22 protein-coding genes are annotated in these 25,830 nt (G+C 66.3%); 11 read left to right on the plus strand and 11 right to left on the minus strand.

The genetic code is table 11. The features are described from left to right. The first annotated feature begins 130 nt into the window (after positions 1–130). The 6 genes from ACFTWF_RS05440 (at position 131) to pstB (ending at position 6,011) form a co-directional block, all read left to right on the plus strand. On the plus strand, positions 131–889 hold the full coding sequence (locus ACFTWF_RS05440) for a winged-helix domain-containing protein (protein WP_378460252.1): 759 nt from the start codon (positions 131–133) through the stop codon (positions 887–889). Continuing rightward, positions 886–1,806 carry a mycothiol synthase gene (gene mshD, locus ACFTWF_RS05445; protein WP_378460253.1) on the plus strand — a complete coding sequence of 307 codons (921 nt, stop codon included), beginning with the start codon at positions 886–888 and terminating at the stop codon, positions 1,804–1,806. Before ACFTWF_RS05440 ends, mshD begins: the two co-directional genes overlap by 4 nt. A 215-nt stretch (positions 1,807–2,021) precedes the next feature. Then, a complete protein-coding gene (gene pstS / locus ACFTWF_RS05450) occupies positions 2,022–3,137 on the plus strand; it encodes a phosphate ABC transporter substrate-binding protein PstS (protein WP_378460254.1) in 1,116 nt (371 codons plus the stop codon). 68 nt (positions 3,138–3,205) lie between these two features. Beyond that, entirely contained in the window at positions 3,206–4,279 is a 1,074-nt protein-coding gene (pstC, locus tag ACFTWF_RS05455; protein WP_378460255.1) for a phosphate ABC transporter permease subunit PstC, read from the plus strand. 3 nt (positions 4,280–4,282) lie between these two features. Continuing rightward, entirely contained in the window at positions 4,283–5,191 is a 909-nt protein-coding gene (gene pstA / locus ACFTWF_RS05460; RefSeq protein ID WP_378460256.1) for a phosphate ABC transporter permease PstA, read from the plus strand. 43 nt (positions 5,192–5,234) lie between these two features. Further along, the gene (gene pstB / locus ACFTWF_RS05465) at positions 5,235–6,011 is read left to right on the plus strand and encodes a phosphate ABC transporter ATP-binding protein PstB (RefSeq protein ID WP_015888703.1); all 777 of its coding nucleotides are present in this window, start codon (positions 5,235–5,237) and stop codon (positions 6,009–6,011) included. A 143-nt stretch (positions 6,012–6,154) separates the two neighbouring features. Here the strand turns inward: pstB and phoU are convergent, their stop codons facing one another. The 4 genes from phoU to ACFTWF_RS05485 all read right to left on the minus strand — a co-directional run bounded on the left by phoU (position 6,155) and on the right by ACFTWF_RS05485 (position 11,277). Continuing rightward, positions 6,155–6,853, minus strand: a complete 699-nt coding sequence (phoU, locus tag ACFTWF_RS05470; RefSeq protein ID WP_378460257.1) for a phosphate signaling complex protein PhoU — start codon at positions 6,851–6,853, stop codon at positions 6,155–6,157. Positions 6,854–6,934: 81 nt separating this feature from the next. After that, positions 6,935–8,977: an LCP family protein gene (locus ACFTWF_RS05475; protein WP_378460258.1), complete on the minus strand. Its 2,043-nt coding sequence runs from the start codon at positions 8,975–8,977 to the stop codon at positions 6,935–6,937. 119 nt (positions 8,978–9,096) lie between these two features. Beyond that, positions 9,097–10,239 carry a tRNA dihydrouridine synthase DusB gene (gene dusB / locus ACFTWF_RS05480; RefSeq protein ID WP_378460259.1) on the minus strand — a complete coding sequence of 381 codons (1,143 nt, stop codon included), beginning with the start codon at positions 10,237–10,239 and terminating at the stop codon, positions 9,097–9,099. An 81-nt stretch (positions 10,240–10,320) separates the two neighbouring features. Further along, positions 10,321–11,277, minus strand: coding sequence for an acyl-ACP desaturase (locus tag ACFTWF_RS05485; RefSeq protein ID WP_378460260.1), 957 nt, complete (start codon positions 11,275–11,277; stop codon positions 10,321–10,323). 428 nt (positions 11,278–11,705) lie between these two features. Between ACFTWF_RS05485 and ACFTWF_RS05490 the strand changes: the two genes are divergently transcribed. Next, positions 11,706–12,947: an MFS transporter gene (locus ACFTWF_RS05490; protein ID WP_378460261.1), complete on the plus strand. Its 1,242-nt coding sequence runs from the start codon at positions 11,706–11,708 to the stop codon at positions 12,945–12,947. A gap of 29 nt (positions 12,948–12,976) precedes the next feature. On the opposite strand, the gene ACFTWF_RS05495 is transcribed toward ACFTWF_RS05490, so the two are convergent. Further along, positions 12,977–13,579 (minus strand): DUF937 domain-containing protein, encoded by a 603-nt coding sequence (locus tag ACFTWF_RS05495; RefSeq protein WP_378460262.1) that lies wholly within the window; start codon positions 13,577–13,579, stop codon positions 12,977–12,979. A gap of 117 nt (positions 13,580–13,696) precedes the next feature. Between ACFTWF_RS05495 and ACFTWF_RS05500 the strand changes: the two genes are divergently transcribed. Then, a complete protein-coding gene (locus tag ACFTWF_RS05500) occupies positions 13,697–14,086 on the plus strand; it encodes an MmcQ/YjbR family DNA-binding protein (RefSeq protein ID WP_378460263.1) in 390 nt (129 codons plus the stop codon). Next, positions 14,083–14,688: a hypothetical protein gene (locus ACFTWF_RS05505; RefSeq protein ID WP_378460264.1), complete on the plus strand. Its 606-nt coding sequence runs from the start codon at positions 14,083–14,085 to the stop codon at positions 14,686–14,688. The genes ACFTWF_RS05500 and ACFTWF_RS05505 overlap by 4 nt, the downstream gene beginning before the upstream one ends. 96 nt (positions 14,689–14,784) lie before the next feature. Here ACFTWF_RS05505 and ACFTWF_RS05510 read toward each other — a convergent pair whose 3' ends face one another. The 3 genes from ACFTWF_RS05510 to ACFTWF_RS05520 form a co-directional block, all read right to left on the minus strand. Beyond that, positions 14,785–15,720, minus strand: coding sequence for an alcohol dehydrogenase catalytic domain-containing protein (locus ACFTWF_RS05510; protein ID WP_378460265.1), 936 nt, complete (start codon positions 15,718–15,720; stop codon positions 14,785–14,787). Positions 15,721–15,865: 145 nt separating this feature from the next. Then, complete coding sequence (locus ACFTWF_RS05515) at positions 15,866–16,642, minus strand: SDR family NAD(P)-dependent oxidoreductase (protein ID WP_378460266.1); 777 nt, start codon at positions 16,640–16,642, stop codon at positions 15,866–15,868. A 200-nt stretch (positions 16,643–16,842) separates the two neighbouring features. Further along, positions 16,843–18,168, minus strand: coding sequence for an MFS transporter (locus tag ACFTWF_RS05520; protein ID WP_378460267.1), 1,326 nt, complete (start codon positions 18,166–18,168; stop codon positions 16,843–16,845). A 284-nt stretch (positions 18,169–18,452) separates the two neighbouring features. Here ACFTWF_RS05520 and ACFTWF_RS05525 point away from each other — a divergent pair, with 284 nt between their 5' ends. Further along, a complete protein-coding gene (locus ACFTWF_RS05525; RefSeq protein ID WP_378460268.1) occupies positions 18,453–20,411 on the plus strand; it encodes a flavin-containing monooxygenase in 1,959 nt (652 codons plus the stop codon). Between the two features lie 64 nt (positions 20,412–20,475). Here ACFTWF_RS05525 and ACFTWF_RS05530 read toward each other — a convergent pair whose 3' ends face one another. Genes ACFTWF_RS05530 through ACFTWF_RS05540 form a run of 3 tightly spaced genes read right to left on the minus strand, consistent with a single transcriptional unit; the run spans position 20,476 to position 25,030 of the window. Further along, positions 20,476–23,658 (minus strand): carboxyl transferase domain-containing protein, encoded by a 3,183-nt coding sequence (locus ACFTWF_RS05530; protein WP_378460269.1) that lies wholly within the window; start codon positions 23,656–23,658, stop codon positions 20,476–20,478. Then, entirely contained in the window at positions 23,655–24,209 is a 555-nt protein-coding gene (locus ACFTWF_RS05535; protein ID WP_378460270.1) for a flavin reductase family protein, read from the minus strand. The genes ACFTWF_RS05530 and ACFTWF_RS05535 overlap by 4 nt, the downstream gene beginning before the upstream one ends. Next, on the minus strand, positions 24,206–25,030 hold the full coding sequence (locus ACFTWF_RS05540; protein WP_378460271.1) for a mycofactocin-coupled SDR family oxidoreductase: 825 nt from the start codon (positions 25,028–25,030) through the stop codon (positions 24,206–24,208). Before ACFTWF_RS05540 ends, ACFTWF_RS05535 begins: the two co-directional genes overlap by 4 nt. 289 nt (positions 25,031–25,319) lie before the next feature. Between ACFTWF_RS05540 and ACFTWF_RS05545 the strand changes: the two genes are divergently transcribed. Then, positions 25,320–25,829 (plus strand): nuclear transport factor 2 family protein, encoded by a 510-nt coding sequence (locus tag ACFTWF_RS05545; protein ID WP_378460272.1) that lies wholly within the window; start codon positions 25,320–25,322, stop codon positions 25,827–25,829. The last annotated feature ends 1 nt before the right edge of the window (position 25,830 follow it).

Consider the following 25,830-nt stretch of genomic DNA (forward strand, 5'->3'; position numbering starts at 1 on the left):
GAACGCCGTCGGCGGCGCGCTACTCTGTCACCGACAAAAGTGTCGATACCTTCAGTGTCGATCTACCTGGACCGGCGGATGAACGATCCGTCGGCCGGCCGGGTACGACGGCGACGAGATGGGAGGCTGTGTGGAGCTACTGCTTCTTACCTCCGACCCGAACCCCGAGGCAGTGCTGCCTGCCCTCGCCCTGCTGGCGCATGCGGTGCGGCCTGCCCCGACGGAGGTGTCCTCTCTCCTGGAAGCGAGCTCCGCCGACATCGCGCTGGTGGACGCGCGTACCGATCTCGCGGCGGCGCGCGGACTCTGCCGGTTGCTGGGCAGCACGGGTTCCGCGGTTCCCGTGGTGGCGGTGCTCACCGAGGGCGGCCTGGTGGCCGTCAATTCCGACTGGGGTCTCGACGACATCCTGCTCCCGGGCACCGGGCCGGCTGAGGTGGACGCCCGCCTCCGACTGCTGGTCGGGCGCGCAGGCGGCGTCGCGAGCCCGGAGGCGTCGGGCAAGATCACACTGGGCGAGCTGGTCATCGACGAGGGCACGTACACGGCTCGCCTGCGCGGACGCCCCCTCGACCTCACCTACAAGGAGTTCGAACTCCTCAAGTACCTGGCGCAGCACGCGGGTCGCGTCTTCACTCGCGCGCAGTTACTGCAGGAGGTGTGGGGATACGACTTCTTCGGGGGCACCCGCACGGTGGACGTCCACGTGCGTCGTCTGCGGGCGAAGCTGGGCAGCGAGTACGAATCCTTGATCGGTACAGTCCGCAATGTCGGCTACAAGGCCGTCCGTCCCACCCGCAGCAAGTCGGGGGCGCCGGTTCCACCGGTCGACGATCTCGACGCAGACGACGCGGACTTCGAATCCGCCGAGGGGCAGGCATTCCAGTGAGCGTTCCGGTGCAGTCCTGGATCGATCGACTCGACGGCAGACAGGCCGCGCATGTGGCCGCCCTGCTCGAGCGCGCGACGGCGGCCGACGGAACCGCGCCCGTGTCGGAGCAGGGCGTGCATGCCGTGTCCGGTGCCGGTGCCGGTGGCGACGTGCGGCACCTCGTGGAGACCGACGGCGATCGGATCGTCGGATACGCGCAGTTGCAGCCCGGCCACGGTGATCACCCCGCGATGGCCGAACTCGCGGTCGACCCCGAGTCGCGTGGCCGGGGAATCGGTGGCCGGCTGGTCACCGAGGCCCTGTCCGAGGGTGGTCCGGACGCGCGAGTGTGGGCACACGGCAACCTGCCCGCGGCGCAGGCGGTGGCGCAGCGGCTCGGTCTGAGCGGTGCGCGCGAACTGCTGCAGCTCCGGCGCCCGCTCGCAGGCACGGAGCTTCCCGAACTTGTCGTGCCGGAAGATATTTCGATCCGCGGGTATCGCGGCGTCGAGGACGATCCCGAGGTGCTGCGGGTCAACGCGGCGGCCTTCGCCTGGCACCCCGAGCAGGGATCGTGGACCGAACGGGACATCGCCGAACGTCGCGCGGAGGCCTGGTTCGACCCGGCCGGGCTGTTCATGGGATTCGCCGCGTCGGACGAGACGCGGCTGCTCGGATTCCACTGGACCAAGGTGCACCCCACTCAGGGCGACGAGCCCGCCATCGGTGAGGTCTACGTGGTGGCGATCGGCCCGGACGCCCAGGGGCGTGGCCTCGGCAGGCTGCTGACCCTCGCCGGACTGCACTATCTGCGCGACCGCGGGCTCGGCTCGGTGCTGCTCTACGTCGAGGGCGACAACACGTCGGCGTTGCACACCTACGACCGGCTCGGGTTCGAGCGGTTCCACACCGACGTCGCGTACGCGCGCGCCTGAGGTTCTCCTCTACTTCGGCATCGGCCGTTCGTCTCGGAAATATGGACAGTTGCTCAGTCTGTTCACTTTCCGTTCACCAATCGTGGTCCAACTGGACATTAGCTACCCCTAGGTTTCTCCGTGGGCAGCGCCGTGTTGCCCGGTGCAGGATTCTCGAGATCCGCGCCTCATGTCGCCGCCCGATCGCGGGCGAGACGGTATTTCCGGAGGACTAGGTGAATCTCAAGCGCAGTGGCGCCCTGCTCGGTGTGGCCCTGGGTGCCATGACCTTGGCCGCGTGTGGCAGCGACAACAACGCGGCGTCGAGCGGCGTCGACGCGTCCGCGTCGACCGCGACGTGCGAGGGCAAGGCCAACCTCTCCTCGGCCGGTTCCTCGGCCCAGAAGAACGCCATGGACCAGTTCGTCTCCACCTACATCTCCGTGTGCCAGGAAAAGGACAAGACGGTCAACCTGGCGTACAACCCCAGCGGTTCAGGCGACGGACGTACCCAGTTCATCGCCGGCCAGATCGACTTCGCCGGTTCCGACTCGGCGATCAAGGCCGAGCAGGCGGAGCAGGCCAAGGCCCGCTGCGTCGGCGGCGAGGCGTGGAACCTTCCCCTCGTCTTCGGACCCGTCGCTGTCGCCTACAACCTCGACGGCGTCGACGACCTGGTGCTGAACGGCGAAGTGACCGCCAAGATCTTCAACGGCACCATCAAGAAGTGGAACGACCCGGCAATCGCCGCCCTCAACCCGGGCGTCACCCTGCCGGACCAGGACATCACCGCGATCATCCGCTCCGATTCCTCGGGTACCACCGACAACTTCCAGCAGTACCTCACGACCGCCTCCAACGGCGCCTGGACCACCGGGGCGGGCTCCGACTTCACCGGCGGCATCGGTGAAGGCGCCAAGGGTTCGGCCGGTGTCGCGCAGGCAGTGGCCTCCGCCCCCGGCTCGATCACCTACGTGGAGAAGTCCTACGCCGACCAGAACAAGCTGTCGGCCGCGCAGATCGACACCGGTGCGGGTCCGGTCGCGCTGAGCGACGAGTCGGCGGCGAAGGCCATCGAGGGTGCGCAGTTCAAGGGTGCGGGCACCGGCGACCTGACGCTCGACCTCGCCTCGATCTACGGCACCAAGGAAGCGGGCGCATACCCGCTGGTGCTCGCCACCTACGAGATCGTGTGCTCGAAGGGCTATGACGCCGACACCTCCGCCGCGGTCAAGTCGTTCCTGACCAGTGCCGCCAACGAGGGCCAGGCCAACCTGGCCGAGCAGGGCTACGTGCCGCTGCCCGACTCCATGAAGGAGAAGCTGAACGCGTCGGTCGCCGCAATCGGCTGATTCGCACGGTAAGTCGTTCGGACCCGCCCATGACTCGATATTCTGACGATGAAGGATTGCGAGCGCAGATGAGTGAAGCGCACACCGAATCAGCACCTCGCGCCTCCGGCTCCGCTTCCAGCGGGGCCGGGGTGGGCGGTTCGAACGGCACCCCGGAGGCCGAGTTGAGTACCACCAAGGCCGACACCCCGACCCCGACGGAAACCCCCCGCGGCAAGACCGTCGCCAGGCCCGGAGACCGGATCTTCAAGACCCTCGCCACCACGTCGGCGATCTTCATCTCCATCCTCATCGCCGCGATCGGTATCTTCCTGATCTGGCGTGCGGTTCCCGCGCTGAGCCGGAACCAGGTCAACTTCCTCACCAGCCGCGAATGGGTCACGCAGAACATCAACGCGATGGCGTTCGGTGTCCTCGACCTCTTCCAGGTCACCGTTCTGGTGTCGCTGTTCGCGCTGGTGCTCGCGATGCCGGTCGCCCTGGGCATCGCGATCTTCCTCACCGAATACTCGCCGGGCTGGCTCAAGCGTCCGCTGGCGTACGTCATCGACCTGCTCGCGGCCGTGCCGTCGATCGTCTACGGCCTCTGGGGTCTGCTGGTGTTCGCGCCGGCGATCAAGCCACTCGCCGTGTGGCTCAACGAAAATCTCGGCTGGTTTCCGCTGTTCGCGTCGGGCAGCGGGTCGATCACCGGCGGCGGCACGATCTTCACCGCCGGCATCGTGCTCGGTGTGATGATCCTGCCCGTGATCACCGCCGTCACCCGCGAGGTGTTCGTGCAGACGCCCACGTCCCAGATCGAGGCGGCCCTCGCGCTGGGCGCGACGCGCTGGGAAGTCGTGCGAACCACGATCATTCCGTTCGGAAAGTCCGGCTACATCAGCGGATCGATGCTCGGCCTCGGTCGCGCCCTCGGTGAGACCATGGCGCTGTACCTGATTCTGCGCACCACGTCGCAGCCCTTCGGGTGGTCGCTGTTCGACGGCGGCGCCACCATCGCGTCCAAGATCGCCCTCGGCTACGCGGAGTTCAACAACAACATTCAGGCCGGCGCCTACATCGCCGCGGGCCTGGTGCTCTTCGTGCTCACCTTCGTCGTGAACGCCGCCGCCCGCGCCGTGATCGCAGGAAAGAAGGACTGACCCATGACCGCGACCCTCGACAAGCCGGTCAAGGCCCCCACCTTCCAGGGGGTCGGTGCTCGCCGGCGTCTCACCGACCTCGCCGCCACCGTGCTCGTGACGCTTGCGGTGCTGGTGGCGCTGATCCCCCTCGTGTGGGTCCTGATCACCGCCGTCGTCAAGGGAATCCCCGCCCTGACGTCGGCCAGCTGGTTCACCCACTCGCTCAGCGGACTGACGGCGTCGGCGGAGGGCGGCGGCATCTATCACGCGCTGATCGGCACGATCCTGCAGGGCCTCGTCTGCGCCGTGCTGTCCATCCCGCTCGGACTGTTCGTCGCGATCTACCTCGTCGAGTACGCCGACCGGAAGTCGCGGCTGGCACGGCTGACCACATTCATGGTCGACATCCTCAGCGGTGTCCCGTCGATTGTGGCCGCCCTGTTCATCTACGCCCTGTGGATCGCGACGTTCGGTTTCCCGAAGTCCGGATTCGCGGTCGCGCTCGCCCTCGTCCTGCTGATGGTGCCCGTCGTCGTCCGCAGCACGGAGGAGATGCTCCGCATCGTTCCGCAGGATCTGCGCGAGGCGTCGTACGCGCTGGGCGTTCCGAAGTGGAAGACGATCGCCAAGATCGTGCTGCCCACCGCGCTTCCGGGCATCATCACCGGCGTCATGCTGGCGCTGGCCCGAGTGATGGGCGAGACGGCACCGCTGCTGATTCTGGTGGGTTACGCACCCTTCATCAACTTCAACCTGTTCGGTGGCGAGATGGGCACGCTGCCCGGCGTCATGGTCGCCGAGATGAACAACCCGACCGATGCCGGCACCAACCGGATCTGGGGTGCGGCGCTGACGCTGATCCTGCTCATCGCCGTCCTCAACATCGCGGCCAAGGTCGTCGGCCACTTCTCACAGGTCCGCAGCAAGTGATCCATCCACTCGATTTCGAACACCAATCAGTAGGGAGCCGGTAATGGCCAAGCGTCTGGATCTCAAGGACGTCAACATCTACTACGGCAAATTCCACGCCGTCGCCGATGTCGGGCTGTCCGTCCCCCCGCGGAACGTGACCGCCTTCATCGGTCCGTCCGGTTGCGGCAAGTCGACCGTGCTGCGCTCGCTGAACCGCATGCACGAGGTGACTCCCGGTGCGCGCGTAGAGGGTTCGATCCTGCTCGACGGTGAGGACATCTACGGCTCCGGCATCGACCCGGTCGGCGTCCGCAAGACGATCGGCATGGTGTTCCAGCGGCCCAACCCGTTCCCGACGATGTCGATCAAGGACAACGTGGTGGCCGGACTCAAGCTGCAGGGCGAGCGCAGCAAGAAGCGTCTCGACGAGGTGGCGGAGCGGTCGCTGCGCGGCGCCAACCTGTGGAACGAGGTCAAGGACCGTCTGGACAAGCCGGGCGGCGGACTGTCCGGCGGTCAGCAGCAGCGTCTGTGCATCGCCCGGGCCATCGCCGTCTCGCCCGACGTCCTGCTGATGGACGAGCCCTGCTCGGCGCTGGACCCCATCTCGACCCTCGCGATCGAGGATCTCATCACGGAGTTGAAGAAGGACTTCACCATCGTGATCGTCACCCACAACATGCAGCAGGCGGCGCGTGTGAGTGACCAGACCGCGTTCTTCAACCTCGAGGCCACCGGTAAGCCGGGACGCCTCGTCGAGATCGACGACACCGAGAAGATCTTCTCCAACCCGACGCAGAAGGCCACCGAGGACTACATCTCGGGCCGCTTCGGATAGATCGACCCCACACGAAAACGCCCCGACCGGCGAACCGGTCGGGGCGTTTTTCGTGTCTGAGCGTGAGGACGGTGGAACGAACGAGACGCCCGTACGGTCAGACCGTACGAGCGTCTCGTTCGCGCGAAAAGGGTTGGGGGAGGCTACTGCTCCGGGTACGAGGTGAGATTGTCGGCGTCGGCCGCGGCGATCTCGTTCTCGTCGGGCAGCTTGCCGGTGACGAGGAAGATCACGCGACGGCCCACCTCGACGGCGTGGTCGGCGAACCGCTCGTAGAAGCGGCCGAGGAGGGTGACGTCGACGGCGGCGGCCACGCCGTGCTTCCACTCGCGGTCCATCAGGACGGTGAACAGGTGACGATGGAGGTCGTCCATCGCCTCGTCCTCCTCGCGGAGGCGGGCGGCCCGCTCGGGGTCACGGCTCTCCAGAACCTCGCGGGCTGCGGCGCCGATGGACACGGCGATGCGTCCCATCTCGGCGAAGTACCCGTTGACCTCTTCGGGGAGCACGTGGTTGGGATGTCGGCGGCGTGCGATCTTTGCGACGTGGAGAGCCAGCGCCCCCATGCGGTCGATGTCGGCGACGATCTGGATGCCGCTGACGACGGAGCGGAGGTCGCCGGCGACCGGTGCCTGTAGGGCGAGGAGGGCGAAGGCCCGCTCCTCGCAGATGGTGCTGAGCTCGGTGATCTTGTCGTGCTCGCCGATCACCTGCTCGGCGAGGGAGAGGTCGGCCTGGAGCAGCGACTGGGTGGCGCGCTCCATGGCGACCCCCGCAAGCCCCGCCATCTCGCCGAGCAGGTCGGCAAGCTCGGTCATCTGTTCGTTGTAAGCCACGCGCATGAGGTCACAGCCTACGGTGCACGGGAAACCAAGTCACGATCACACGGTGAACGCGGGGTGAACGCGATGCTGATCGGACGCTCAGTCGCAGGAAGCGTCGCCGGCATTGACCACGGCCAGGTCGGCGGGTATTTCCACGTTCTCCGGCTCGCCGACCCGAACGTTCGACATGTCGAGCGGAGTGTCGATCGGGCTCGGCGTCTGCACGGTGCCGGAGAAGCTCGAACCGAGGGCGACCTCCACGACCGTCCCGAGTCCGGTGGTCGACTCGAGCGCCGCGCCCGGGAACGACGACGCGAGGGTGGCGGCCTCGGCCTCGTGGCCGGGGGAGAACCGGATGACGGTCTCGCTACTGGTGCCCGTGTAGTTGCCCACGTTGTAGATCTGGAAGCCTTCGGCGGCCAACGAGTCGGCGGCGGTCGCGGCCAGGCCCGACTCACCCGAGGCGTTCGACACCTGGACGGTGACACTGGACGGGTCGACGGCCTGGACGGACGGTGGCGTGGGCGCGGCCTGGGGTTCGGGGGCCGACGAGGGCAGCGGCTCCGCACGCTTCTCGCCGGGTAGCGCGTCGTCGTCGATGATGGCGCGGAAGATGGCCTTGATGTCGTCGGTGCGGGGGATTTCGTTGCCCCACTCGGTGGTGCCTGCGGTGGGCACGGTGAGGAACGTGACCGCGCCCGCGTCGACGTTCTGCAGGGAACGGCCCAGCGTGACCAGCGACTTCGTGTCGATGTTCTCCACGAACGTGTCGCGGGTGAAGGCGTTGATGAAGCCGTTCAGCTTGCCGGGATTGAGCAGCACCTGACTGGACAGGGCGCCCCGCAGCAGGGCGGAGAGGAATCGCTGCTGACGGTTGATGCGCCCGTAGTCGCCGTTGCCCTCCGCCTCGACGTGTCTGGCGCGGACGAAGTTCAGCGCGGTCTTCCCGTCGAGCATCTGGGTGCCCGGCCGGGGCAGCACGGTGCCGAGCACGTCGTCCTCGAGCGGCTGGGTGGTACAGACCTTCACCCCGCCGATCTCGTTGACCATCGACTCGAAACCGGCGAAGTCCATGCCGACGAAGTGGCCGATCTTCAGGCCCGACATCTTCTGGATCACCTTCACCAGGCATTTCGGTCCGCCGAGCGCGTAGGTGGCGTTCAGTTTGTCGCCGTCGGCGGCGGGATATGTCTCATCGGTGTAGCTGCCGCTGTCGTTGTCCCAGCCCTGGCAGACCGGCCGCTCGACGTCGAGGTCGCGGGGGAACGACACCGCGACCACCCGGCTCCGGTCGGCGGGGATGTTGACGAGCATCACGGTGTCGGCGCGGGACCCCTCGGCGTCGTCGATGGTGCCTGCGCCCACCTCGCCGCTCGCTCCGGCGCGGGTGTCGGTGCCGACGATCAGATAGGTTTCGTCACCGGTCTGCCCGACGGCGTCGACGATGTCGGTCGACTCCGTGTCGAGGGCCGCGATCTGGTCGAACTTGCCTTCGGTGGAGCGGAGATATCCCCAGACGATGCCGGTGCCGGCCAGCGCGATGACCGCCACGAGGGCGACGACGGCACGTCCGGCCGCGCGGAGGCGCTTCCGTTTTCGGGTCTTGCTCAGGGCCAGGCGGGTGACCGCCGGGTTGCCGACCACCTGCGGTGCGGCGGTGGTCTCGGCGGAATCCGCCACCCACTCGGGCTCGGGAGCGCTCGGCGGCGGTTCCGGCGGGGGAGGTGTAGCGGTGGTCTTGCGCGGAGGAACCCCGGGAGGCGGCGGCTGCCGCTCGTCGATCGGGGGAATGGTCTCCGTCTTGTCCGGATCGTCGGGCCTGTTCGGCTCGTCCCCGGAGACCTTCTTCACGAGGTCTGCCACGGAGAGAGTTTCGGTGGGACCGCCCGCGGCGCGGCGACCGATCCGGCCGCTGTCGTGGCGGGACGATTCGGTGCGTTCTACCTGTGCGCGGCGCTCGGGCGCCGGCTGCTCGGAAGGCCGGCGATCGACCGAGGGCTCCCGCTCGGGAGGGGACTGGTGCCGTGGGAGCCGCCGCGGCCGTTCGGACTGGGCCTCTCGGTAGCTCCGATCGGCGAGGGGGCGCTCCCAGGGAGCCCGGGATTCGGGAGTCGGTGAGTCCGCACTGTGATCATCACCCACCGATGCAACCTGACCTCTCCGCCGACTCGGACCTCCGTCGGCCCCGACGGATTCCAGCCATAGTACTTATCGAACGCCGGGGCTCCGCACATGTAGCGAGGTGACGCGCGTTCGTGCCGCTAACCACCGGAATGCATGAGGTCGGCGCCGGCGGGCACGAGGCAGTCCTCGGGGTCGTCGAGCCAGCCCTCGGGGAGCGCGACCGTTCCGGGTGATCCCTGCCGTCCGCGCGGTCCCTCGGCGTCCTTCGGGAACGGAATGGTGGGATCGAGCTGGACGAGGAGATCGTCGAGTTCGGTGAGGGTGCTCACGAGGGCCATCGCGACCCGCAGTTCCGACCCGGCGGGGAAGCCCCGCAGGTACCAGGAGACGTGTTTGCGCAGTTCACGCAGGCCCTTGTCCTCGCCGTGGTGATCGGCGAGGAGTTCCGCGTGGCGGCGAATGATGGTGGCCACCTCGCCGAGGGTGGGCGGAGTGGGCTGCGGGTTCCCGTTCAGCGCCGCGCTCAGCTCGGCGAACAGCCACGGCCTGCCCAGGCATCCACGGCCGACGACGACGCCGTCGCACCCGGTCTGCTGCATCATGCGGGCTGCGTCCTCGGCGGCGAAGATGTCGCCGTTTCCGAGGACGGGCACGTCCGTCACGTGTTCCTTGAGGCGGGCGATCTCGTTCCAGTCGGCGGTGCCGGAGTATCGCTGTGAGGCGGTGCGCGCGTGCAGTGCGACCGCTGCGGCGCCCTCGCCGGCGGCGATCCTGCCGGCGTCGAGATGCGTGTGGTGTTCGGCGTCGATGCCGACCCGGAACTTGACGGTCACCGGGACGTCGGTGCCCTCGGTCGCCTTCACCGCCGCCGCGACGATCCGGCCGAACAGGGTGCGCTTGTACGGCAGGGCTGCACCGCCGCCCTTGCGGGTGACCTTGGGAACCGGGCAGCCGAAGTTCATGTCGATGTGGTCGGCCATGTTCTCGTCCACGATCATCTTGGCCGCGGCGTACGTGGTGTCCGGGTCGACGGTGTACAGCTGCAGCGAGCGCGGTGTCTCGGTCGGGCCGAACGTCGTCATGTGCAGGGTCGCGGGCTGCCGCTCCACCAGGGCACGCGCCGTCACCATCTCGCAGACGTACAGGCCGGACGTGCTGCCCGCGCGTTCCGTCTCGAGCTCACGGCACAGCGTGCGGAACGCGACGTTGGTGATGCCGGCCATGGGGGCCAGGACCACCGGACTGCGCAGCTCGAGCGATCCGATTCGAAGGGATGACATTGACGACCTCTGGGAAAGTGCTGGATTCAAAACTGTGCCCGGTACCGAATCCGGTACCGGGCACAGGATAACTGTTTTGCGCTACGAAGCTTTCTGCTCGCGCTTCTTGGCCTCACGGGCCAGCATGCGGTCGCGCTGCTCCTCGAACTTGGTGGCCTGGCCCTCGAGGTTCTCGAGGAACTTGCCGAGGCTCTCGCGGATTTCTTCGCCGCGGGCGGTGAAGTCGTTTCGCTCGAAGACGTTCCACTTGCGCAGGACGGGCATCACGACCTCTTCGAGGTGCTGGCGAAGGTCGTAGATGCCGTGCTTGGCCATGAGCACGCCGTTGCGCCGGAAGTTCGGCATTCCTGCGCCCGGCATCTGGAAGTTCTGGACGATCATGTCGATGGCCTCGAGCGCCTGGTCGGGCGCGAGGTCGAGGGCCGCGCCGCACATGTTGCGGTAGAAGATCATGTGCAGGTTCTCGTCGGCGGCGATGCGTTGCAGCATCTTGTCGGCGATCGGTTCCTTGCACGCCTTACCGGTGTTGCGGTGGCTGACGCGGGTGGCGAGTTCCTGGAACGTGACGTACGCGACGGAGTGGAGGAAGCCGGCGTCGACGTCGGCGGGCGAGGCGAACCCGTTCGTCATGTGCTCCATGCGGAAGCGTTCGAGCTGGACGGGGTCGACGGCGCGGGTCACGACGAGGTAATCGCGCATCACGATGCCGTGACGGTTCTCCTCGGCGGTCCAGCGGCCGACCCAGGTGCCCCAGGCGCCGTCCTGCGAGAAGTTCTCGGCGATCTCGCGGTGGTACGACGGCAGGTTGTCCTCGGTGAGGAGGTTGGTGATCATCGCGGCCTTGGCGACCTCGTCGAGCTGCGACTGCTCGGGATCCCAATCGGTGCCGCCCATCGCGGCGAAGTTGCGTCCTTCGTCCCACGGAACGTAGTCGTGGGGATGCCATTCCTTGGCCATGGAGAGGTGGCGGTTGACGTTCTCTTCTGCAACCGGCGACAACTCCTGCAGCAGTTCGAGTTGGGTCAGGTCCCTCGCCATGTGTAATGCCTCCATGTAGCTCAATTTGACTTCGGTCAGCCTACGGCACCGTAAGTAGGTTGGTAAACGCCGTCGGCGGCCCGGAAACCGTCTAAGTTACCGATCCGTAATGAATCGTCCGGGATGTGTCGCCGCGCCGCGGCGAACCGTTACATGACAGTGTACTGATGTGGTTGCGTGTGCGGTGACCAGCGTAATCATCGCAGGGAGGGATCATCACCACGACGCGCGGACAATTGTGGACGATCACAGTTTTGTCGAGTTCCACATATTCCGCGGCCGATCTCGAGCCGTGTCGGGGGTTGCGCGGTTCCTATTTCGTCAGGCTGTCAATGTCCTGGGAAAAGGTTTCACCCCAGGTGTGAACATCGCCACCCCGGGTTCCCCTCAGCCTCCGCGGACAGCATGCTCATGAGCGGAGGTAATGAATGAGCACTGGTTCGATCAGCGGCACTTCCGCCCGGGCTACCCACCGGGCGGGCACCCCGATCCCGCACGAACGGCGATCCCGCGGCTACCGAACCATCACGCTCTCCCTCTTCGCGGCCGGTCTGACGACGTTCATCTCCATGTACTCGGCGCAGGCCCTGCTGCCGGCGTACGCGGACGGCTTCCACGTGTCCCCGGCCGTGTCCGCCCTGTCCGTGTCGGTCACCACCGGACTGCTCGCCCTCGCGATCGTCCCGGCCAGCGTGTTGTCGGAGCGGTACGGGCGGACCCGGGTGATGGTGCTGTCCGCGCTGGTGGCGTGCGCCGTGGGTCTGTTGCTGCCGCTGAGTCCGAACATCGGTCTGCTGCTCGCGGGCCGCGCGATCCAGGGCGTCGCGCTCGCCGGGATCCCCGCGGTGGCGATGGCGTACCTCGCCGAGGAGGTGCATCCGAAAGACCTAGGCGCGGCGATGGGCCGCTACGTGGCGGGGACGACGATCGGTGGGCTCGTCGGGCGGCTGGTGCCGTCGGCCGTCGTCGACGTCGGTTCGTGGCGGTGGGCGATGGAGGCGTCGGCGGTGCTGGCACTCGTGTTCGCCGTCGTGATGATCCGCACGCTGCCCGCGTCGCAGTTCTTCCGTCCCCAGCGTGCGAACCCGGGAACAGTGCTGGCGAATGTGGTTACCCACCTGCGTGATCCGTCGCTGCGGACGTTGTTCGCGCTCGGGTTCATCCTGATGGGCGGTTTCGTCTCGGTCTACAACTTCCTCGGATTCCGGCTGAGTGCCGCGCCGTTCGGTCTGCCCGAAAGCGTTGTCGGACTCGTGTTCCTGCTCTATCTGGCCGGCACCTACACCTCCGCCGCGGCGGGCGCGTTGTCCGACCGGATCGGCCGCCGCCGGGTGCTTCTCGGCGCGGTGGGCGCGACCGCGGTCGGGCTCGCGCTCACCGTGCCCGACTCGCTCCCCGTCGTGCTCCTCGGAATGGCGCTGTTCACGGGCGGTTTCTTCGGTGCCCACTCGGTGGCGGGCGGATGGGTCGGCAGGCTCGCTACCGAGCATCGGGCGGAGGCGTCCGCGCTGTATCTGCTCGCCTACTACCTCGGCTCCAGCGTCGCCGGAGCCGCGGCCGGGGTGGCGTACGCGGCGGCGGGCTGGGTGGGGACCGCGGGATTCGTCGGGGCACTGCTGGTGATCGCGATCGTGTTGTCCGTCGTCATGTTCCGCAGCAACGGCGACTGAGCGCAGAGCCGGGCCGTCGCCCCGCGGTCCTACTTCTTTCCGCCGCCGAGTAGTCCACCGAGCACATCGCCCAGCCCGCCGCCGGCACCCTTTCCGAGCAGGCCGCCGAGGACGCCGCCGAGGCCACCGGATCCGCCGCTGCCCCCGAGGATCCCGCCCAGTACGTCCCCGAGGCCGCCGCCGGCCGGGCCTGCGTCCTGCGTCTGCGGCGCCGAGGTGCCACCGCCCGTCACCTGCTTGGCGATGTAGGCCAGCACAATCGGCGCGAGAATCGGGAGCAGTTGCTTCATCAGGTCGCTGCCCACGCCGCTGCCGCCGCCCACGCCGCCGAGCGTGCTCGCCACCTGATCGCGTTCGCTGCCGAAGATGTTGGAGACGATCTTGTCGCCGTCGTCGGTGTCGACCTGATCGAGGTCGATTCCGCCGTCGAGCAGGGTGGTGTCGCTGTGGTCGTGGAGCGCGCTCTGCAGCGACGCGGCGCCGTCCGGATCTGCGGCGTTGGCGCCGAGCCCGCCGACGAGTGTGGGCAGCGCCGACTTCACCGCGGTTTCCGCGGTGGCCTCGTCGACGCCGAGTTGTCGCGCGATCTGGTCGATCGGGATCTGGGACAGAATGTCGTCAATCGATGCCATTGATGCCTGCCTCGTCGTGGGGGTTCCTCGTCGGCACCCCGGACCTCCGACCTTAGTGAATCCGCCGTGTCCGTTATGCCTGTTGCGGTCCGTCGGGGTGCTGCCGACAATCGTCACATGGGCAACAACATGAGCCGCCTGGAAGAGATCGTCGCCGAGTTGCCCGAAGCCGTGCGGGTGGACATCGCCCAGTGGGACGGGCACCCGACGTTCCGGGTGCGGGGGAAGAACTTCGTGTTCTGCGATGTGGAGGCCACCCGGCTCACGGTGAAGCTGACCGTCGACGAGGCCGCAGCGGTGGTCGCCACCGAACCGGATGCGGAGCCCGCGGGATACGGTCTCGGTAGACACGGCTGGGTCGTACTGGACGTCACGGACGCGGACGGGCCACGGTGGGAGCAGTTGCGTGAGTGGATCACGACGTCGTACACGCTCGTCGCCCCGAAGCGACTGGCGAAGCAGGTGCTGGACGAAGAACCGTTGCCGACGCAGGGAGAGCAGTCATGACGACCGACAACAGCGCATCCACCACGACCCCTGCGAAGTCGGGGCTGCCGTCGTGGGCGAGGAAGGCCATCGGCATCGTGGTCCTCCTGGTGGTGCTCGTCGTCGCCTACTTCATCCTCGCGGCCTACCTTCCGCGGGCTTGGGCACAGAACGTCGGGGGGATGGCAGGCGGCAGCTTCGCCGGCGGCATCCTGTGGGGACTGCTCTTCGGGACCGTCTGTACCCTCCTGCCCCTGCTGCTGTTCCGCTGGGCGTGGCATCTGTTCCGCAGGCGCCGGTTCAAGCCGATGCAGATCGGGTTGCTGATCGTCGGGGTACTGGTGGTGCTGCCCAACCTGCTGACACTCAGTGTGGTGCTCGGCGGCAACAGCGCAGCGCACGCGGGGGAGCGGATCATGGACGTGGACGCCCCCGGGTTCCGGGGTGCCTCGCTCGCCGGAGCGATCATCGGGGTGGTGCTGTTCCTCGGCATCGCCGGAGTCAGCTTCACCTACCGCAAGCGCGGTGAGGATCTCGCCGAGATGCGGAGAGACGCGAAATCGAAAGACCTGCAGGCCGGTAGTGACGGTCCGCCCGCCGGACCGTCACCGGCCGCACCCTGATCGGGGACAACGACATAATCTGGCCCGGACACGGCGACCACCTCCGGGCGCTGCCCGACATCGGCACCGAAGTGCCGACCGGATGCAGCGCCTGGACTAGAGAACCGCGATCAGGCGCCCGTCGGGCGCGCCGTGCTCGAGGCGATGCAGGCCGTCGGGAATCTCGCCGAACGAGATCTGCTCGGTCCTCGGCAGCACGGCCCCCGCGGCCACCAGCGCGAGTATCGCGCTCGCTTCGGCTTTGGTGCCGTTCGATGCGCCGACGATCTGTACTTCCTTCATCGTGATGCTCGGTATGGAGACGGACGTGGCTTCGACGCCCAATCCCACCTCGACGATGCGGCCGCCGTGCCGGATGGCGCCGATGGCCGAGTCGAGAGTTCCCTCTGCCCCCGCGAAGTCGATGATCACGTCGAGTTGCTCGGCTTCGAATTCGCGGATGTCCCGTGAGCACGCCTCGACACCGAGTTGACGCGCGAGCGGCCACCGTGCCTCGCTGACCTCGGCGACGAACACGGAAGCTCCTGCTGCTTTCGCGATCTGGACGCCGAAGTAGCCGAGACCGCCGAACCCGATGATGCCGACCTTCATTCCGGATTCGATCTGCCCGGCGGTGTGCACTGCTCGGTAGGCGGTGCGACCCGAACACGTCGCCGAGGCCGCGTCGCGAAAGGACAACCCGTCGGGCAGTGCGACGGGCAGGTGGGACGGAACCCTGACCTTCTCGGCGTAGCCACCGTCCATCGCGGTCCCCGGGCCGTCCGTGGTGGCAGGTATTCCGACACGGTCACCGACGACGAAGCCGGTGACGTGCGAACCGACCGCGGAGACGGTACCGACGATCTCATGGCCGAGTGTGATCGGCACTTGTCCGAGTAGGTGCGTGATGGTTCCGTTCATGAACCCGATGTCGGAGTGGCACAAGCCGACGGCTCCGGTGTCGATGACGATGTCGTCGGGTCCGGGGGCCGGATCACCGATTTCTACCTGTCGCAGTTGCTCGTCGACCGCGGTGAATTGCCATGCCTTCATCGTTTCGATCCTTTCGATTTGCGTCGATGGTGTCGATGAAGTCTTCGACACCGTTGATGGCGGAGGGACCGGGTGCGGCAGGTACTCGCCTGCGCCGTCGGTCCGGGGGTGGGATGCGACAGATATAGGAGCGCTAGGCTGTTCGCTAGCGTACCGCCGCGAATCCTCCGTCGACCGGAAGCAGCTGGCCGGTGATGAAGTGCGACGCGTCGCTGGCGAGGAACACGAGCACCGGTGCCAGATCGCGTTCGGCGTTGCCGAACGTTCCACCGAGCGGGATGTCCTTGCGGAGCTGTTCCTGATAGGCGGCAAGCTCTTCCGGTCCGAGCGAGTTGGTGTACTTGTCGAACATCGGCGTGTTCACGTAGGGCAGAACAGCATTGACGCGTATGCCCGATGGTCCCCATTCGCGAGCGACCGTCCTGGTCCACGTGTGCACGGCACCCTTGGACGAGCCATAGGTTGCGTTGGCCAATTCTCCGGTGAATCCGGACATCGACCCGAAGTTGATGATAGCCCCCGTGCCCACCGGCTTCATGATCCGGTACGCGGATTGGTTGGTGTGAATCGTTCCCAGCACGTTCACCCGGTAGATGCTCTCGAACAAGTCGTCGGTGATCTCGTCGGCCATCGCGGAGCGCTGCAGACCGGCGATGTTCACGAGAACGTCGATTCCACCTAGTTCTTCTGCAGCACTGCGGAAGAGCGAGTCGGTCGCCTCACCGTCGGCGATGTCGAGACGCGAGAACCCGACCGTTCCGGGACCGGCGTCGTTCGCCTCTTTCGCGACCTCGCGACCCCCCTGCTCGTTCAGGTCGTACGAGCGCACGGTCGCACCCTCCGTGGCGTATGCCTTGACGATGGCGGCACCGATACCTTGCGCTCCACCCGTGACCAGGATGCGTTTTCCCTCGAGTTGCATGATGACTTCTTTCGGATCGAATTCGACTTTCCGCGAGCTCCGTGCGAATGCTGCGCGGGGCGGACCGTGGACCGAGTCGTCCACTTCGTTGGGTGATAGGTACGCATTTGTCATTAACTGCAACAACACTTTTCGATTCGGCCACCGGCCGAACATGGTGCGGTCGATCCCGGACGAAGAATCCGGGATCGCAACGCTCGTCAGAACTGGAGTTCTTCGCGGTGTCCGGAGCGCTGCCGACCGCGAATCGTCAGTAGTGCAACAACGCTGATCGCTGCGCAGCCGATTGTGTAGTAGGCCGCGGACAACGGATCACCGGTGGTGGATGCAAGCCACGTGATGATGTACGGCGCCGTCCCGCCGAATATCGCCACCGACAGTGCGTAGGTCACGGATACACCGGTAGCCCGGTTCCGGGTACGGAATCGTTCCGAAAGGAAGGCCGGCATCGGACCGCCGACGACGCCGATGAGCAGCCCGGCGATCACGAGTGCCACCATTCCGCCGCCGAAGCCGAGGTTCAGCATGTAGTAGAGAGGGTAGGAGAGAATCACCACCGCAGACGATCCGAACATCAGCACGGGGCGTCTCCCCACGCGATCGGACAGGGCGCCGAACACCGGCATCGACAGCCCCGCGGTGAGCCCGGTGACGAGTGCGAGGAAGTACGAGCGTTCGAACGACATGTCGTAACTCGTCGACAGGAACGTCGGCATGCCCACCATGAACGTGTTGCCGACCGCGTTGTACACGACGACGACGCCCATCGTTGCTGCGAGATATGCCAGTGGTCGTCGATCCACGGGTCCCGTGACGGCCGGCGCGTCTGCGGCGCCGTCGACGCGGATCTGCTTGAAATGGGGTGTCTCGTCGACCTTCAAACGCAGGTAGAGCACGACGAGTCCCATGGGGGCTGCGATCAGGAACCCGACGCGCCAGCCGTAGGAGGACATGGCGTCGTCGGAGAGAAGGACTGCCAGCAGTGTCGCGACACCGCCGCCGAGTACGAAGCCCAAGGTGGTGCCGACGAACGACCAGGATCCGTAGAGTCCGCGTTTGCCGGTGGGGGCGGACTCGACCATCAGGGACACCGCTCCGCCCATCTCGCCGCCCGCGGACAATCCCTGGGCTATGCGGCACAGCGTCAGCAGTAGAGGCGCGAGGATTCCGATCGAGGAGTGCGTAGGCAGAAACCCGATGCACGTCGTGGCAATGGTCATCAGTGCGATGATCAGCGCGAGTACGGGCTTCCGTCCCACTCTGTCGGTCATCCGCCCGAAGATCACTGCCCCGACGGGACGAAGGAAGAAGGCGAGGGCAAAGAGCAGGAATGTCGAGAGTATCGATGCGGTCGGGTTGTCCGACGGGAAGAACAGGGGCGCGATGATCGGCGCCATGTAGGCGTAGATCGCGAATTCGTACCACTCGATCAAATTGCCGAGTGAACCCGCGACGAGCGCCTTTCGCGACTTCTGGACGTCGAGCACCACCTCGGTGCCCGGCGTGGAGCTGACTGTATTCGGCATGGTCATGTCCGTTCGGGTGAGCGTCGCCGGAGGCCGATGCCTCGGGTTCGACGTGTTCGTGTGACGAATGACACTCGGAAATCAACACGAATGTTGCCTGCATGAACGGGCATTTGTCAACGCCTGCGTGGACGATCGCACCGTGCAACGCGAACGTTGACAAATCTGCGCGGGGGCTGCCACCATGAGTCGAAGGCTTTTCAACGTCAATGTTGAAAGTTCGTGATCTCGGCGAGGAGCAATTCGCAGCTCCGGTCGCCGCATTCGATGCGAGAGGTGCTCATATGAAGGCAGCGCAACAGGTCCAGGAGGCAGGCGCGGCAACCGAAGATCGAATCAATCCCGATCGGCTCACCGAATGCGAGATTCGAACCGCGGTTGCACGGGCAAACGTGCCCTCGCTGCTCATGGTCGTGTTCCAGACGACGGGTGACGAGAAGTGGCTGGCCGCGCCGTACACGCCGACACGCGGTAAAGGACTCGGCGACCACGACTCGGGCGGTCTCGACGAAGCGATTCAGGACGAGATCAGGGAGGCTGCGGTCGAGGCCGTTCTCGATTTGCAGAACGGCGTACGCCCTGCGGTCGAGACGCCCTCACCGGAGCTCACCGTGCGGATGATCAGTGTCTGCATGGGCGAGGAGGTCGGGGAGGAATACGGCCCCATGCTGTCCCTCGAACTTGCTCGTCGTGCTGCCCCCGATGCTCCGAGCCTCGCGCTCGAGCCCGTCAACGCACCGGAATCCTATTCGGTGGTCGTCATCGGCACGGGCGTTGCGGGAATCGCTGCAGCGCAACAGCTCGAGGACATGGGGATCGACTACGTCATCGTGGAGAAACAGCCGGAGGCCGGCGGAAACTGGTGGCAGAATACGTATCCCGGCGCCGGAGTCGACACCCCCAGTCACCTGTACTCGTTCTCCTTCGCGAAGAACGACTGGACGACGCACTTCGAACTCCGCAACGAACTGCAGGGCTATTTCGCAGGCGTACTGAAGGATCTCGGTGCCGGTGAACGCGTTCGGTACGGAACCGAAGTCCGATCGACGCGATACGACGAGGCGGCCGCGCAGTGGTCCGTCGACGTGATCAATCCCGACGGCTCGGCGTCGACGCTGCGGGCCGATGTGGTGATCAGTGCCGTGGGAGTGCTGAACCGTCCCACGACGCCGAACCTACCCGGGATGGACGGCTTCACCGGTGTGAGTTTCCATTCGGCGAATTGGCCGGACGATCTCGATCTGGACGGCAAGCGCGTCGCGATCGTGGGCACCGGTGCCAGTTCGATGCAGATCGCGCCTGCCATCGCGGACCGCGTAGCGCATCTCAGCATCTATCAGCGCTCTCCTCAGTGGGTTGCGCCGTTCGAGAAGTTCCGGGCGCCGATTCCCATGGAATTGCGTCGCCTCATGCAGACCTGCCCGATCTACCACAGCTGGTACTGGATTCGCTTGTTCTGGCAGTTCGGCGACAAGGTGATCGAGTCGCTGCGCGTCGACCCGGAGTGGGACCATCCGGAACGTTCGGTGAACGCTCGGAACGATGCCCATCGTGAGTACTTCACGCGGTACATCACGGCGCAGGTCGGCGATCGAACGGATCTGCTCGACAAAGTGATACCCGGCTACCCGCCGTTCGGTAAGCGGATCCTGCTCGACAACGGGTGGTACGCGACGCTGCGCAAGGACAACGTCGACCTCGTCGACAGGTCTGTCACCGCCGTCCGCCCCGAGGGCCTGGTCGACGATCAGGGCACGGAGAACGACGTGGACGTGATCGTGTGGGCCACCGGATTCGAGGCCGCACGGTTCGTGAGTTCCATGGATGTGGTGGGAATGGACGGCCGGACGCTGCGCGAGGTCTGGAACGATGACGACCCCAAGGCGTACCTGGGGGTGTCGGTTCCGGGGTTCCCCAACTTCTTCATGCTGGGTGGCCCCAACTCGTTCCCGGGTAGCGGCAGCTTCATGTTCTTCATGGAGGTGCAGATGCGCTACATCCGTGGGCTGCTGACCGAGATGTTCAAGAAGGGAATCAAGGCGATCGATGCCCGCCCGGAGGCGAACGACGAGTACAACGAATTGGTGGACTCGACCCATTCACGCACGGTGTGGACGCATCGTGGAATGTCGACGTACTACCGCAACTCGCAAGGGCGGGTGGTGTTCGTGATGCCGTTCCTCAATGTCGAGTACTGGCAGATGACGCGTCGCCCCGATCTGGAGAACTACACAGCGCGATAGCACTTCGAGAACTCTGCCTCGGAACCGATTCGGTTCCGAGGCAGAGTTCGTTGGAGGAGCTTTTCTACCACGAGTCGATTCGCCTGCGAACCTGGGCTGGGCGTTCGGGGCGCGGAGCGGCGAGCACATCGACGATCCGTGAACGAGTGGACGCGGGATCGATCACGTCGTCGATCTCGAACACGGACGCGGCGTTGACGGCCTTGCCTTGCGCCACGTACTCGTCCAGGTGCTGTCGGTAGACGCGCTCTCGTTCCTCGGCGTCCTCGATGGCGGCCAATTCGCGACGGTAACCGAGCTTGACGGCTCCCTCCGGACCCATGGCACCGAGTTCGGCCGACGGCCAGGCCAGGATGGCGTCCGGGACGCGGAAGCTACCCCCTGCCATGGCCTGGCCGCCGAGTCCGAATGCCTTGCGGACAATCACCGTGCAGAACGGAACGGTGAGACCGGGCGCGGTGACGAAAAGCCTGCTCACATGACGCACCGACGCGGTGCGTTCGGCGTCGGGTCCGACCAGGAAACCGGCGGTGTCGCAGAGCGAGAGGACCGGAAGACCGTACGCCTCGCACAGCTGCAGGAACCTGGTCATCTTGTCGGCCTCGGCGCTGCCGATCGTGCCGCCCGCCCGGCTGCCGTCGTTGGCGACGATCCCGATGGGAGTGCCCCCGAGCCGGACCAGCGCCGTGATCAAGCCTGCGGCGAATCCGCGTCGGAGTTCGAGGACGGATCCTCCGTCTGCGACGGTGTCGATCACAGCGCGGAGGTCGAACGGCCGGTTGCGTCGTTCGGGGACGATGTGACGCAGAATCCGCTGGTCCGCGGCGGTCCACTGGGTCTTCGGGCCTGCGAAGTAATCGAGATATCGCCGTGCGACGCCGACCGCCTCCGATTCGTCGGCCACGACGATGTCGATGACCCCGTTGGCCTCCTGGACGGACACAGGCCCGATTTCGTCCGCGGCGAACACACCGAGGCCGCCCCCTTCGATCATCGCGGGCCCGCCGAGTCCGATCGTCGCATCACGGGTCGCGACGATGACATCACACGTGCCCAGGAGTGCGGCGTTCCCGGCGAAACACCGACCCGACGCGATCCCCACTGTCGGCACCACGCCGTTGAGCCGTCCGAGTGCGACGAATGTCCCGAGGTCCATCCTCGTCGCCCGGGACATGTCGTCCGTGTCTCCGGGGCGTCCTCCGCCGCCTTCGGCGAACAGAACCACCGGTGTGCCTCTGCGGCCTGCCAGTTCGAACATCCGCTCGGCCTTCTTGTGGCTCTGAAGGCCCTGGGTTCCGGCGAGTACCGTGTAGTCGTACGCCAGCACCGCCACCGGTCGTCCGGCGACGCGTCCGAATCCTGTGACGAGGCCGTCGGCAGGTGTTTCGGATTCGAGTTCGTCCAGCGGCCTCCGTCGCCGCTGCGCGGCCACGACGAGCGATCCGTACTCGTGGAACGTACCTTCGTCGACGAGATGGGAGATGTTCTCGCGCGCGGTGCGTTTGCCTCGCTCGTGCCGGCGATCGATCGCCGCCGGACGCGACTCGTCGAGGGTTCGCCGGTGCCGTGCTTCGTTCTCGGACAGATCCGTGCGGTGGGCGGTGAGGTCCACGTCGACGGGGGCTGCCGAGGTTTCGTCCTCACCTGACTCGAGCGCGAGAGTCACGAGGTGATCGCCCGCGCTGACGGTGTCGCCTGTCGCAACCCGCACGTCGAGGACGCGGCCCGCCTCTGTCGCGCAGACGTCGGTCTCCATCTTCATCGCCTCGAGCGTGAGCAGAGCGTCGCCCACTCGCACCTGCCGGCCCGGCACCGCGGTCGTCGCGACGACCGTGCCCGACGTCGGGGCCCGCAGTTCGAGTCCGGCGGCTGGCTCCGTGGGAGTATCCGACATCGAGAGTGCGGCCAGATGGTCGTCGATCGTTCGTGTCGTCACCGCGCCGGACCGGAATTCGTGACTGTTCAGCAGCCACGACGTCGTCGTGACGTCGGTATCCATGTCGCTCAGAGTCAGATCGCCGAGAGCGTGGCCCAGTTCTGCTGCGGCTGAACCGAGGTCGCCGTCGGTGCGGTGCACGATGATCTTCGCCAGCAGTGGGTCGTACCCGGTCCCCACCTGCATTCCCACCTGCGCGTGAGAGTCGACGCGGATCGAAGCACCGGACGGAAACCGAACGTCGGTGAGTCGATCGGAGCCGGCGGGTTTCGGCCCGCCGGTGACCCGCGCTTCGATCGCGACACCGTCCGGTTCGCCGAGCGTGGCCGGTGAGAGTTGTACGTCCTCGAGCGTGCGTCCCTGTGCGACATCGAGTTGGAGGCCGACCAGGTCGAGACCGGTGATGGCCTCGGTAATTCCGTGTTCCACCTGGAGGCGTGGATTGGCCTCGATGAAGTACCACCGATCGAGGTGATCGGCCTCCACGAGGAACTCGAACGTGGCGAGTCCCCGCAGCGCGACGGACGACGCCAACGTCAGTGCTGCCGAGTGGAGTTCCTTGCGAGTGGAATCGGGGAGATTCTGGGCGGGTGCGATCTCCACGACCTTCTGGTGGCGGCGCTGCGCCGTACAGTCGCGGTCGAAGAGATGCATCGGCGACCCGACGCCGTCACCGACGACCTGGACCTCGATGTGCCGGGCCCGCGGGAGGAAGGCCTCGACGTAGACATCGGACAGGCCGAAACTGCGTTCCGCCTCGGAACGGCATCGGTCGATGGCACGTTCGAGTTGGGCGAGATCCTCCACGATGCGCATCCCACGGCCGCCGCCCCCCGCCGTCGCCTTCACGATCACCGCGCCGGCCGGAAGTGACTGCGCGAACTCACGTGCGTCGGTTTTCGACGTGGGACCCGCGGTGGCAGCGAGGACGGGTACTCCGCAGCCGGTCGCGAGTTCACGCGTGGCGGACTTGTCACCGAGAAGCCTCAGCGTGCGAGCATCGGATCCGACGAACGTCAGCCCCGCCAGAGCGCAGGCCTCGGCCAATTCGGCGCTCTCGCTGAGGAATCCGTAGCCGGGATGAAGCATCGAGGCCCCCGACCGCAGTGCCGCGTCGCGAATGCCCGCGACATCCAGATACGCGGTGGGGCCTGTTCCCCGGAGCGGCAGGGCGTGGGCGGCGGCGACGGCGTGCGGGGCATCGTGCTCGTCCTCGCTGTACACCGCGATCGACCTGATGCCCCGGGCCGCGGCGGTCCGCATGATTCGAAGCGCTACTTCACCGCGATTGGCGATCAGAAGGGACGTCATACGGATTTCCGGTCGGCGGCGAAACCGCCGTAACCGCCCTGGAAGAAGATCAGGGGTGACTCCGGGGTGTCGAGTTCGAGATGCCGCACCCGGCCGACGACGATGTGGTGGTCGCCGGCATCGTGCACGGCATCGATCTCGCAGTCGATCCACGCCAGCGCACCTGCGATCCGCGGCATGCCGGACGGGGCGGGGGTCCATTCGACGTCCGCGAACTTGTCGGTTCCCTTCCGCGCGAGACTGCGGCAGACCTGCTGCTGCTCGGTGCCGAGCACGTTGGCGCAGAACCGTCCGGCCGAGCGGATCTTGGGAAAGGTGGACGAGGACTTGTCCGGCAGGAACGCGACCAGCGGCGGATCGAGTGACACGGAGGTGAAGGATCCGACCGCCATGCCGGTCGGATTGCTCTCGGCGTCCATCGTGGTCACGGCCACGACGCCGGTGGGGAAGTGGCCGAGAACGTTTCGGAAGCGCGAGGGGTCGATCGCATGAAACTCGTCGATTATCACGGAGCCGGCGACGGTCGTGCCCGAGTCGGATTCGTGGGTCATTTGATCGTCATCCCTGCATCGACGGGGAGCATGACGCCTGTGACGTAGCGGGATTCGTCGGAGGACAGCCAGGCGACGGCGTTGCTGATCTCGGCGGGTTCCAGCATGTCGATCGGGAGCAGGTTGCTGATGGAGTTGCCCATGTTCGACGGATCGGCCAATGCTTCTGCCAGTGGGGCGTTTCCGACCACCATCGGTGTGCTCACCCCGGTGGGGTGAACGGAGTTGACTCGGATGCTGTGTTCGCCGAGCAGAATCGCGTACTGGCGCATCAATCCCACCACGCCGTGCTTGCTGGCGGTGTACCCGATTCCGGCACCGGAACTCCCGCCGACGGCTTTGATGCCTGCGGTCGAACTGATCAGAACGATGGAGCCACCACGGCCCTGGGCGATCATGGTTTCGCGAGCGACCTCGACCGTGTTCCACACCCCGACGAGATTCACGGCGATCACGTCGGCGAACACCTGATCTCGATCCGGCTCGTTCGACTGTTGTGGTGCGATTCCCGCGTTGGCGACGACGATGTCGATACCCCCGAGCTCGGCGACACCGGCATCGAAGGCGGCCTGCAGCGCGCCCTTGTCGCGGACGTCGGCGACCCGCGCGACAACGCGGCGATCCAGCTTCTCCACCAGCGCGACGGTCTCGGCGAGGTCGTCCTCGTCGGCGAGGGGATAGGGGACCGATTCGATCGAGTTGCAGATGTCGACTGCGATGATGTCGGCACCTTCCTCGGCGAGGCGAATCGCATGACTGCGTCCCTGCCCGCGCCCAGCTCCGGTGATGAATGCGATCTTGCCCTCGAGTGTGGAGCCCATGGCGATTCCTTTCGTCCGTGAAGCCGGGTCGGGCATCGAGGCCACACGACACTCGACCCGGAGACTGATTGAAGCCTCCTCCTCGAGCCCGAATTCTGTCAACTACGCTGTTGAATGAATCTACGTTTGTGTGGATTGATCGATCGCGACCGCGGTGTCGAAGGTTGACATCTGTGTCGCAGGGCACAATGATCGAGGCAGCGATCTACGCTGACGTTGATCGAGGAAGGTAGGGCTCGGCCCTCCGGTCGAGTCGCTGGATATTCATACGCCGCGCAAAGGAGTGCACATGTCCGACATCGAGAGCAGGGTGCGTCGACTGGAGGACAGGGCGGAGTTGGACGACCTCGCGGTCCGTTATTTCCTCGCTTCGGATTTCGACGATTTCGATGCCATCGCCGACGCCTTCGCCGAGAACGGGACGTTCTCGGCCGGAGGATTTCCCGGCGCGTCCACCGGCAGTGGGATCGCGGACATGATCCGGCAAGCGCGTACCGCGTTCGGGACCACCATTCACACGCCGCACTACGTCCTCATCGATTTCGTCGACGACGATCACGCGACCGGACTGGTGGGCGCGCACCTCGAGATCGCCACCGGCGGGACGACGGTGTTCGGGGCCGTGCGGTACGAAGACGAGTACGTCCGCGAGGACGGAAGCTGGAAGTTTGCATCGCGCAACATGCGCACCGTGCATCTGGGTCCCTGGGAGGAAGTGGGCACGTCGCTCACCTCGGACCTGCCGGTTCGGTGGCCGGGGGCTGAGCCTGCGCCGTCCGACTACTCGGTCCGCGTCTGAC

Source organism: Rhodococcus sp. NPDC056960 (assembly GCF_042674125.1).
GTDB lineage: Bacteria > Actinomycetota > Actinomycetes > Mycobacteriales > Mycobacteriaceae > Rhodococcus_F.

What these genes read in the sequence shown, in the direction of transcription:
- ACFTWF_RS05520 (WP_378460267.1), bottom strand. Translation starts at nt 18,168, where the DNA reads ATGCCGAATACAGTCAGCTCCACGCCGGGCACCGAGGTGGTGCTCGAC.
- pstB (WP_015888703.1), top strand. Translation starts at nt 5,235, where the DNA reads ATGGCCAAGCGTCTGGATCTCAAGGACGTCAACATCTACTACGGCAAA.
- ACFTWF_RS05515 (WP_378460266.1), bottom strand. Translation starts at nt 16,642, where the DNA reads ATGCAACTCGAGGGAAAACGCATCCTGGTCACGGGTGGAGCGCAAGGT.
- ACFTWF_RS05490 (WP_378460261.1), top strand. Translation starts at nt 11,706, where the DNA reads ATGAGCACTGGTTCGATCAGCGGCACTTCCGCCCGGGCTACCCACCGG.
- ACFTWF_RS05525 (WP_378460268.1), top strand. Translation starts at nt 18,453, where the DNA reads ATGAAGGCAGCGCAACAGGTCCAGGAGGCAGGCGCGGCAACCGAAGAT.
- ACFTWF_RS05505 (WP_378460264.1), top strand. Translation starts at nt 14,083, where the DNA reads ATGACGACCGACAACAGCGCATCCACCACGACCCCTGCGAAGTCGGGG.
- ACFTWF_RS05485 (WP_378460260.1), bottom strand. Translation starts at nt 11,277, where the DNA reads ATGGCGAGGGACCTGACCCAACTCGAACTGCTGCAGGAGTTGTCGCCG.
- ACFTWF_RS05530 (WP_378460269.1), bottom strand. Translation starts at nt 23,658, where the DNA reads ATGACGTCCCTTCTGATCGCCAATCGCGGTGAAGTAGCGCTTCGAATC.
- phoU (WP_378460257.1), bottom strand. Translation starts at nt 6,853, where the DNA reads ATGCGCGTGGCTTACAACGAACAGATGACCGAGCTTGCCGACCTGCTC.
- ACFTWF_RS05545 (WP_378460272.1), top strand. Translation starts at nt 25,320, where the DNA reads ATGTCCGACATCGAGAGCAGGGTGCGTCGACTGGAGGACAGGGCGGAG.
- pstA (WP_378460256.1), top strand. Translation starts at nt 4,283, where the DNA reads ATGACCGCGACCCTCGACAAGCCGGTCAAGGCCCCCACCTTCCAGGGG.
- ACFTWF_RS05510 (WP_378460265.1), bottom strand. Translation starts at nt 15,720, where the DNA reads ATGAAGGCATGGCAATTCACCGCGGTCGACGAGCAACTGCGACAGGTA.
- ACFTWF_RS05535 (WP_378460270.1), bottom strand. Translation starts at nt 24,209, where the DNA reads ATGACCCACGAATCCGACTCGGGCACGACCGTCGCCGGCTCCGTGATA.
- ACFTWF_RS05495 (WP_378460262.1), bottom strand. Translation starts at nt 13,579, where the DNA reads ATGGCATCGATTGACGACATTCTGTCCCAGATCCCGATCGACCAGATC.
- pstC (WP_378460255.1), top strand. Translation starts at nt 3,206, where the DNA reads ATGAGTGAAGCGCACACCGAATCAGCACCTCGCGCCTCCGGCTCCGCT.
- ACFTWF_RS05500 (WP_378460263.1), top strand. Translation starts at nt 13,697, where the DNA reads ATGGGCAACAACATGAGCCGCCTGGAAGAGATCGTCGCCGAGTTGCCC.
- dusB (WP_378460259.1), bottom strand. Translation starts at nt 10,239, where the DNA reads ATGTCATCCCTTCGAATCGGATCGCTCGAGCTGCGCAGTCCGGTGGTC.
- ACFTWF_RS05540 (WP_378460271.1), bottom strand. Translation starts at nt 25,030, where the DNA reads ATGGGCTCCACACTCGAGGGCAAGATCGCATTCATCACCGGAGCTGGG.